Origin of the sequence: Bradyrhizobium sp. NBAIM08 (assembly GCF_020193935.1) — a bacterium.
Taxonomy (GTDB): Bacteria; Pseudomonadota; Alphaproteobacteria; order Rhizobiales; family Xanthobacteraceae; genus Bradyrhizobium; species Bradyrhizobium yuanmingense.
On record NZ_JADYVR010000406.1, the window covers coordinates 1 to 443 of the forward strand.

The following is a 443-nucleotide window of genomic DNA, read 5'->3' on the forward strand; positions in this document are numbered from 1 at the left end:
GGCGCGCCCTGATCAGGATCGACTCGGTCGCCCCGATCGTACGCCCGATCGCCGCGGCAACCTCAGAGACCGGCAAACCGTCCAGATAGCGCAACACCAGCACCAGCCGATGCGTCTCGGTCAGACCGTCGAGCAATGCCAACGCTTCACGGTCATCAATTGCGTCGAACACCGAGTCGTCGAACTGAGCCGATGATGGCGTGTGCTCGGTGAGCCGGCGAATCTTGCGTTGCTCTCGGGTCCGCCGCCGATGATCGTCGATCAGTTTGTGGCGGGCGACACCCATGAGCCACGGAATAGTCACTGCGTCGGGTTGCCCACGGTTGAACGCACGGACCGCTGCGACGAACGTTTCCTGCGTCAAATCTTCCGCCCGGCGGGCGTCACCTGAGGTTGCACGGTAAAAGTATCGGTACAGCTCTCGGACGTAGGCGTCGTAGAAC

Annotated in this window: 1 protein-coding gene; it reads right to left on the minus strand. The window is 62.3% G+C overall.

All coding sequences use genetic code 11. From position 1 onward, the window contains the following. Positions 1-418, minus strand: a 418-nt coding sequence (locus I6F37_RS40140; RefSeq protein ID WP_225154398.1) for an RNA polymerase sigma factor, incomplete at its 3' end; no start/stop codon positions are given. Between the last annotated feature and the right edge of the window lie 25 nt (positions 419-443).